At 72.0% G+C, this 7,330-nt stretch carries 9 protein-coding genes; 7 read left to right on the forward strand and 2 right to left on the reverse strand.

Annotated features, from left to right (window positions below):
* Nucleotides 1-40 precede the first annotated feature (40 nt).
* From VGT80_RS11370 to VGT80_RS11380, 3 genes are read left to right on the forward strand one after another with little or no spacing between them, the layout of a single operon-like run.
* On the forward strand, nucleotides 41-988 hold the full coding sequence (locus VGT80_RS11370; RefSeq protein ID WP_327455859.1) for a peptidylprolyl isomerase: 948 nt from the start codon (nucleotides 41-43) through the stop codon (nucleotides 986-988).
* Complete coding sequence (argJ, locus tag VGT80_RS11375) at nucleotides 985-2,430, forward strand: bifunctional glutamate N-acetyltransferase/amino-acid acetyltransferase ArgJ (RefSeq protein ID WP_327455861.1); 1,446 nt, start codon at nucleotides 985-987, stop codon at nucleotides 2,428-2,430. The genes VGT80_RS11370 and argJ overlap by 4 nt, the downstream gene beginning before the upstream one ends.
* 2 nt (nucleotides 2,431-2,432) lie before the next feature.
* Entirely contained in the window at nucleotides 2,433-2,843 is a 411-nt protein-coding gene (locus VGT80_RS11380) for a (deoxy)nucleoside triphosphate pyrophosphohydrolase (protein WP_327455863.1), read from the forward strand.
* Between the two features lie 147 nt (nucleotides 2,844-2,990).
* Here the strand turns inward: VGT80_RS11380 and VGT80_RS11385 are convergent, their stop codons facing one another.
* Together VGT80_RS11385 and VGT80_RS11390 are read right to left on the reverse strand one after the other, a co-directional pair.
* On the reverse strand, nucleotides 2,991-3,917 hold the full coding sequence (locus VGT80_RS11385) for a hypothetical protein (RefSeq protein WP_327455865.1): 927 nt from the start codon (nucleotides 3,915-3,917) through the stop codon (nucleotides 2,991-2,993).
* A gap of 105 nt (nucleotides 3,918-4,022) precedes the next feature.
* The gene (locus tag VGT80_RS11390) at nucleotides 4,023-4,853 is read right to left on the reverse strand and encodes a methyltransferase domain-containing protein (protein ID WP_327455866.1); all 831 of its coding nucleotides are present in this window, start codon (nucleotides 4,851-4,853) and stop codon (nucleotides 4,023-4,025) included.
* Between VGT80_RS11390 and VGT80_RS11395 the strand changes: the two genes are divergently transcribed.
* Genes VGT80_RS11395 through VGT80_RS11410 form a run of 4 tightly spaced genes read left to right on the forward strand, consistent with a single transcriptional unit; the run spans nucleotide 4,853 to nucleotide 7,250 of the window.
* The gene (locus VGT80_RS11395) at nucleotides 4,853-5,650 is read left to right on the forward strand and encodes a ComF family protein (protein WP_414693904.1); all 798 of its coding nucleotides are present in this window, start codon (nucleotides 4,853-4,855) and stop codon (nucleotides 5,648-5,650) included. The two genes, VGT80_RS11390 and VGT80_RS11395, sit on opposite strands and share 1 nt — an antisense overlap.
* 32 nt (nucleotides 5,651-5,682) lie before the next feature.
* Complete coding sequence (gene grxC, locus VGT80_RS11400; RefSeq protein WP_327455868.1) at nucleotides 5,683-5,946, forward strand: glutaredoxin 3; 264 nt, start codon at nucleotides 5,683-5,685, stop codon at nucleotides 5,944-5,946.
* Between the two features lie 21 nt (nucleotides 5,947-5,967).
* Complete coding sequence (locus VGT80_RS11405) at nucleotides 5,968-6,825, forward strand: carbon-nitrogen hydrolase family protein (RefSeq protein WP_327455870.1); 858 nt, start codon at nucleotides 5,968-5,970, stop codon at nucleotides 6,823-6,825.
* Nucleotides 6,822-7,250, forward strand: a complete 429-nt coding sequence (locus VGT80_RS11410; RefSeq protein ID WP_327455872.1) for a DUF1178 family protein — start codon at nucleotides 6,822-6,824, stop codon at nucleotides 7,248-7,250. Before VGT80_RS11405 ends, VGT80_RS11410 begins: the two co-directional genes overlap by 4 nt.
* Nucleotides 7,251-7,330: the final 80 nt, after the last annotated feature.

Below are 7,330 nucleotides of genomic sequence, written 5' to 3' on the forward strand. Positions count from 1 at the left end.
CGTGGGCGCGCAACCTCCGTCCCCTGGAGAGGATCACTGCATGGCGGCCGCGAAGTCCCTTCGCCCGGCGCAGCTGGCTGGACTGGTGCTGGCGCTCAGCCTGGCGCTCTGCGCCTGCGGCAAGGGCGGCGGCGCCGAGAAGCCGCCGGAGCGCGGCGACGTGGCCGTGGCGACCGTCGACAACCAGACGGTCTGGGCCTCCGACGTGAAGCGCGAGGCGGTGACGCAGGGACTGATCGGCGAGGGCGAGCCGCTGGACGTCTCCTCCGACATCTTCCACCGCGTGCTCGATCAGGTGATCGACCAGAAGCTGCTGGCCGGCGAGGCCCTGAAACGCAAGCTCGACAAGGACCCGGTGGCCCAGCGCCGGCTCGCCGCGGCGCGCGAGCGCATCCTGGGCGACATCCTGGTGGAGAGCGTGGTCGCCGACGCGGTCAACGAGAACGCCATCCGCGGCCTCTATCAGGAGCAGTTGAAGCTCGCCAAGCGCGCCGAGGAAATCCACGCCCGCCAGATCGTGCTGCCCACCCAGGCCGAGGCCGAGGCGGTCCGCAAGATGGCCCAGTCCGGCGCCTCCTTCGAGGCGCTGGCCATGGAGAAGTCCACCGACAGCGCCACCCGCTTCAACGGCGGCGACATGGGCTATTTCACCACCGACGTGATGCCCGAGGCCTATGCCGGGGCGCTGAAGACCGCCAAGGCCGGCCAGCTGATCGGCCCGATCCCGGTCGACGGCGGCTTCGCCCTCCTGAAGGTCGAGGACCGCCGGCTCGAGCCGCCGCTGACCTTCGAGGCCGCCCGGCCGCAGATCGTGCGCTTCCTGACCTACGATCAGATCCGTGACCAGTTGGAGAAGCTGCGCGCCCGTTCCAAGATCGTGCGGCTGGTGAAGGCCGACGGCGCCGGCGCCCCCGTGCCGCCCGCCGACGCGCCGAAGATCACGCCCGCGCCGCCGGCTCCCAAGGCTCAGGCAGAGGGGAAGAAATGAGCCGCAAGCCCCGCAAGTCCGCCTCCCAGGCCGCCCTTGAAGCGGCCGCCAAGCCCGTCGAGGTGGTCGGTCAGACCCTCGAGCGCGCCTTCGACCCCTTGGCGAGCGCCCTGAAGCGCGCGGCGCTGCGCCGCGCCGACCGCAATGCCCGGCAATTCGAGACCGCCCCCCCGCCGACCGCGCCGGCCGCGCCGGCGTCCAAGTCCGCCATGCCGGTCTCGCCGCTGGCCGTGCCCTTCCCCGCCATCCCGCCGATCGCCGGGGTCGAGCTCGCCACCGGCCGCGCCGGCTTCTACAAGCACGAGCGCGACGACCTGCTGGTCATGCGCTTCCCGCAGGGCGCCAGCGCGGCCGGCGTCTTCACCCGGCATCGCGTGGGCTCCGCCCCCGTCGACTGGTGCCAGCGCCACCTGGCCATGACCAAGGGCGAGGGCGTGCATGCCCTGGTGGTCAACGCCGGCTGCGCCAATTCCTTCACCGGCAAGCCGGGCGCCGACGCCGTGCGCCGGGTCTGCTCGGCCGCCGCCAAGCGCTTCGACTGCCGCCAGCGCGACGTGCTCGTGGCCTCGACCGGGGTCATCGGCGTGCTGCTGGACGACGCCAGGATCACCCAACGCCTGCCGGAGATCGAGCAGCGGCTGAAGCCCGACGCCTGGGCCCAGGCGGCCGGCGCGATCATGACCACCGACACCTTCGCCAAGGGCGCCTTCGCCGAGGCCAGGATCGATGGCGTCCCGGTGAAGATCGCCGGCATCTGCAAGGGCTCCGGCATGATCGCGCCGGACATGGCGACCATGCTGGCCTTCGTGGTCACCGACGCGGCGATCGCCCCGGCGGCGCTGCAGATCCTGGCCTCGCTCTACACGCGCAACACCTTCAACGCCGTGACGGTGGACGGCGACCGCTCCACCAACGACACCCTCTTGCTGTTCGCCACCGGCCAGTCCGGCGCCCCGCGCATCAGCCGGGCCGGCGACCACCGCCTGGCCGACTTCCGCGACAAGCTGGAGCACGTGCTGATGGACCTCGCCCAGCAGCTAGTCCGCGACGGCGAGGGGGCGAACAAGTTCATCAAGGTCTCGGTGACCGGCGCGGAGAGCCACGCGTCGGCCCGCAAGATCGCCCGCACCGTCTGCGAGAGCCCGCTGGTCAAGACCGCCTTCGCCGGCGAGGACGCCAACTGGGGCCGCATCGTCATGGCGGTGGGCCGCGCCGACGAGCCCATCGACCGCGACAAGCTGTCGGTGAGGTTCGGCGACCTCTGGGCCGCCCAGGACGGGCTGGTGGCCAAGAGCTACGACGAGGCCAAGATGAGCGCCTACATGAAGCGCCAGGAGCTGGAGGTCTCGATCGACGTCGGGACCGGGCGCGGCTCCGCCGAGATGTGGACCTGCGATCTCACCAAGCGCTACGTCGAGATCAACGGCGACTACCGATCCTAGGGATGGATGAGGCCAGGCCGCTGCTGCTGGTCGCCGCCGCCGCCCTGGTGGATGTGGACGGCCGTGTGCTGATCTGCCAGCGGCCGCCGGGTAAGGCCCTGGCCGGGCTGTGGGAATTCCCGGGCGGCAAGGTCGAGGCCGGCGAGACCCCCGAGGCCTGCCTGATCCGCGAGCTCGACGAGGAGCTGGGGATCGCCGTCGCCCAGGCCTGCCTGGCGCCCTTCGTCTTCGCCAGCCACGCCTACGAGGGCTTCCACCTCCTGATGCCGCTCTACCTGTGCCGCCGCTGGGACGGGCAGGTGACCGCCCGCCACCATTCCGCGCTCGCCTGGGTGAAGCCGGTGAAGCTCACCGACTATCCCATGCCCCCCGCCGACGCCCCGCTCGTGGCGTGGCTCAGGGACTTGATCTGAGTTTCAATTTTCCAGCCGTCATCCCCGGCCTTGTGCCGGGGACCCAGAAACGCGGGGGTCGGCGGGGTTGCGCGCGAAACTCGCCGCATCGGTGCGTCTGGGTGGCCGGGACAAGCCTGGCCATGACGGTTCATTTGGAAGTGCGAACTACCTTCTATAGCTCGCCCGCGTCGCCACGCGCGCCGGGTGGGTGGCCTCCACCACGCACTGGCCGGTGTCGGCCATGGCGTGCTGGCCCAGGCAGAAGATGTCCTCGTACTGCGGACCGGCCGCGGCCAGGCACTGGTAGAGGTTGAGCTTGGCGATGCGCAGGCAAGACGCCGTGCGCGGTTCGCTCATCAGGGCGTGGCCCTGGCCGGGCTCGCCCAGCACGTTCAGCGCCGCCACCGCCAGGGCCCGCGTCACCGCGGGGCCCGCCGGGCCGGATCGCCGCGCGCCCTGCGCCATGGCCTCATAGAGCCGGGCGCTGTCGCCCGAACTGGCCCTCAGCGGCTCCGACGACAGGGCCTTCACCCGCGCCAGCCGCCCGCCGGGATTGGGCACGTCCTTCTTCGACCAGGCCTGGTGCTGCACCGAATAGGCCGCCCGCTTGACCCTTAAGCCCTGCTCGCGGAGCGCCTCGCCCTGGCTCGCCAGCGCGCCGGCCGCCCGGGCCGCCGCGGCTTCCCCGCCAGGCAGCTCCAGCGCCAGCGCCGGATCGCTGGCCAGCCGCCTGGCCAGCTCGGCGCGGTTGGGGTTCGACCGGATGGCGTCGACGAAGCGCGGCTCCTGCAGGGCGGCCACCGCCGCATAGGCGATCATGCCGGTCTCCAGCTGCCGCGGCTCGTGGCTCGCGCCGGTCTGCAGGGCTTCGGAGACCTCGCGCGGGCCGGAGAAGCTGGCGTCGATGCCCCGCGCGCGGCGCATGTAGCCTTCGAACACGCTGGCTTCTGCGGTCAGCGTGCTGGGCGTGGCCTGCACGCGGGGCGAGTAGTAGGCCCGCGGCGCAGGTCTCTGGGGCGCGTCGGCGCAGGAGGCCAGGATCGCGCAGGCGGCCGCCGCAACACCGGCGCCGAGAATAAGCTTCAACTTCACGCATGCCCCCAAGGCGAGAGCGTCCCTCGAGCGCAACCGTAGAGACGCGAGGTGCAAGCGCCGCCGTGGCGCGTTGTCGCGACCCCCTTCCGCCCATGCGGTTTTTTAGCGTGGCTGGCTTTCGTGCGGCGCCCAGCCGGTCAGGGTGATGATCTCGAAGGTGGCGGGGACGCGGCCCTCAGGGTCGCCGAACTGCTCGGCATAGACCTCGCTGGCCCGCGCCAGCAGCCGGCGGGAGAGCGGCTTCGGATGCCGCTCGGCGAGCACGCTGGTCTCGCCCATCTGGCGCAGGTCCGCCAGCAGGCGCAGCGGATGCTCATAGCTGACGCTCACCCGGTCGACGTCGGCCACCGGCAGGGCGAAGCCGGCCCGCTGCAGCAGGGACGCCGCGTCCGAGGCGTCGGCGAAGGGCGAGACGCGGCTGCCCGCGCCGCCCAGGATCTCGGCCTCGGCCGCCACCAGCGCCTGGCGAAGTTCGGTCAGGGTCGCCCCGCCCAGGAAAGCGCCGATAAACAGCCCATCGGGTTTCAGCGCCAGGCGGATCTGCACCAGCGCGCCGACCACGTCGTTGGTCCATTGCAGGCCGAGCGTCGAGACCACCAGGTCGAGGCTGCCCCCGGCGAACGGCAGCTGCTCCTCGTCCAACGCCACCCGCGCTCCGCTCCGGCCGCGCAGCATGGCCGTGGAGAGGTCGGCCTCCACCAGCAGCCCCACCCGCTCGCGCGCCGGACTCTCGCGCAACGCCTCGCCGAACGCGCCGCGTCGCGACGAAAGCTCGACCGTGCGGGGGAAGTCCCGCATGATCGCCTCCAGGCGCTCGACCAGGTCGGCGGCGGCCCGGCGGTGCAGGAAATCGGCGCCGCCGAAGCCCTTCGCCGCCCGATCCAGGCGCTTCTTGTGCAGGCGGCGGTCGAACAGGCGGGGTGGGGCGGACATTGCGCGCGGAACATGGCGTCTTCCGATCCGGATGGAAACCGCCCGCTCAGGCTTTGGCCCTGTGGCGCGCCGGCCTCGACCTGATCTTCCCGCCGCGCGGTCTCGACGGATCGCCCACCGCGGCGGCCGGCCTGCCGGTCGAGACTTGGAGCCGCATCCACTTCCTCGACGGCCCGGTCTGCGACGGCTGCGGCCAGCCCTTCGAATACGACCTCGGTCCCGATCTCAATGGGGCGGCCGCCCGCTGCGCGGCCTGCATGGCCCGGCCCCGCGCCTTCGCCGCGGCCCGCGCCGCCTGCCTCTACGACGACGCCGTCCGCGACCCGATCCTCAAGCTCAAGCACGCCGACCGGCCCGATCTCGCGCCCCTTTTCGCTTTGTGGATCTCGCGCGCGGCCCGCGAGCTGGTCGCCGAGGCCGACGCGGTCCTGCCCGTGCCGCTGCATCCGCTGCGGCTGCTCAAGCGCCGCTACAACCAGGCCGCCGAGATCGCCCGGCCGCTGGCCCGCCGCGAGGGCCTCGTCTATCTGCCCGACGCCCTGATCCGCCGCCGCGCCACCGAGAGCCAGGCCGGCAAGTCCGGCTCGGGCCGCAAGCGCAATGTCGCCGCCGCCTTCGAGGTGCCCGCCGCCCGCCGCCGGCTCGTGGAGGGCAAGCGCCTGCTCTTGATCGACGACGTCATGACCACCGGCGCCACCGCCGAGGGCTGCGCGCGGGCCCTCAAACAGGCCGGCGCCGCGCGCGTGGATGTCGCAGTGGTCGCACGGGTTAAAGAGATGGCGGGACTCACCATATGAAGCTTCCACGAGCCGCAAATCGTTAGAGCGCCATGGCCCACGTCACCATCTACACCAAGCCCTACTGCCCCTATTGCATCCGCGCGGTCTCGCTGCTGGAGAAGAAGGGCGTCGCCTTCACCGAGGTCGAGGCCGCCTTCGATCCGGAGAAGCGCCAGGAGATGATGCAGCGGGCCGGCGGCCGCGCCACCTTCCCGCAGATCTTCGTCGGCGAGCGCCACATCGGCGGCTGCGACGACATGCTGGCCCTGGAGCGCGAGGGCAAGCTGGACCCCCTGCTGCAACAGGCGGCCTGATCCCTCCCCATTGTGGGAGGGATGGCCTATCTAACTCCCATGAAGGTCGGCCTCATCCAGACCCGCACGCCCGCGGACCAGACCGCGGCGCTGGCCCACGTCCTGCCGCTGGTCCGCGAGGCGGCGGCTGAGGGCGCGACCTTCATCGCCACGCCGGAAGGCTCCAACATCCTGCAGAAGGACCGCGCCAAGCTGTTTCCGGCTCTGAAGTCCCTGGAGGACGATCCCTTCGTCCAGGGCATGCGCGCGGCCGCGAAGGAGCTCGGGGTCTGGATGCTGATCGGCTCGGCCCTGGTCAAGCGCCAGGACGGCAAGTGCGCCAACCGCGCGGTGCTGATCGATCCGGCCGGCGCCGTCACCGCCACCTACGACAAGCTGCACATGTTCGACGTCGACCTGCCGACCGGCGAGACGGCGCGTGAGTCCGAAAGCTACGAGCCTGGCGACCGCGCCGTGCGCGCCGACGCCGGCGAGGCGAAACTGGGCCTGACCATCTGCTATGATCTGCGCTTCCCGGCCCTCTACCGCGCCCTGGCCCTGGCGGGCGCCGAGGTCATGACCATCCCCGCCGCCTTCACCCGGCCCACCGGCGCCGCGCACTGGGAGATCCTGATGCGGGCGCGCGCCATCGAGACCGGCGCCTTCGTCCTCGCCCCCGCCCAGGGCGGCTTCCACGAGGACGGCCGCGGCACCTGGGGCCACACCCTCGCCGTCGGCCCCTGGGGCGAGGTGCTGGGCCATCTCGACCACGACGAGCCCGGCGTGCTGGTCGTCGACCTCGACCTGGGCGCCGCCGCCAAGGCCCGCCGCGCCATCCCGGCGCTGGCCAATGCGCGCGCCTTCACCGGCCCCGAAACGGGCCGCGAAGGGCCGGCATGATCCGCTACGCCCTCATCTGCGAGCACGCCCACGACTTCGAGGGCTGGTTCGGCTCGTCCGCCGCCTTCGATGACCAGTCCGCCAAGGGCCTCATCGAATGCCCGCTCTGCGCCACCCGGGCGGTGAAGAAGCAGATCATGGCCCCCGCCATCGCCGGGGCGAGGAAGACCGTACAGGACGACGGCGCGGCCAAGACCCAGCTGATGATGCAGGCCATGGGCCGCATCCGCCGTCACGTGGAGGCCAACTTCGACGACGTGGGCGACGCCTTCGCCACCGAGGCCCGCGCCATCCACGAGGGTCGCGCCGAGGATCGCGGCATCTACGGCCAGGCCTCGCCCGCGGAGGTCCGCGACCTCGTCGAGGACGGCGTTCCCGTCGTCCCCCTGCCGCCCAAGCCGCCGGAGCCCTCCAAGCTCAACTGAGCCGCGGCGCTCTTGCCGAACGGCCGGCCCGGCGCCACCCTTCCGTTCATTGATCTGGGGGGATCGATCATGGCGTGCGC

It is taken from the genome of Phenylobacterium sp. (assembly GCF_035944335.1).
Lineage (GTDB): Bacteria > Pseudomonadota > Alphaproteobacteria > Caulobacterales > Caulobacteraceae > Phenylobacterium.

Coding starts and splice junctions, on each gene's coding strand:
- VGT80_RS11380 (WP_327455863.1), top strand. CDS start 2,433: ATGGATGAGGCCAGGCCGCTGCTGCTGGTCGCCGCCGCCGCCCTGGTG.
- VGT80_RS11410 (WP_327455872.1), top strand. CDS start 6,822: ATGATCCGCTACGCCCTCATCTGCGAGCACGCCCACGACTTCGAGGGC.
- VGT80_RS11405 (WP_327455870.1), top strand. CDS start 5,968: ATGGCCTATCTAACTCCCATGAAGGTCGGCCTCATCCAGACCCGCACG.
- argJ (WP_327455861.1), top strand. CDS start 985: ATGAGCCGCAAGCCCCGCAAGTCCGCCTCCCAGGCCGCCCTTGAAGCG.
- VGT80_RS11370 (WP_327455859.1), top strand. CDS start 41: ATGGCGGCCGCGAAGTCCCTTCGCCCGGCGCAGCTGGCTGGACTGGTG.
- grxC (WP_327455868.1), top strand. CDS start 5,683: ATGGCCCACGTCACCATCTACACCAAGCCCTACTGCCCCTATTGCATC.
- VGT80_RS11390 (WP_327455866.1), bottom strand. CDS start 4,853: ATGTCCGCCCCACCCCGCCTGTTCGACCGCCGCCTGCACAAGAAGCGC.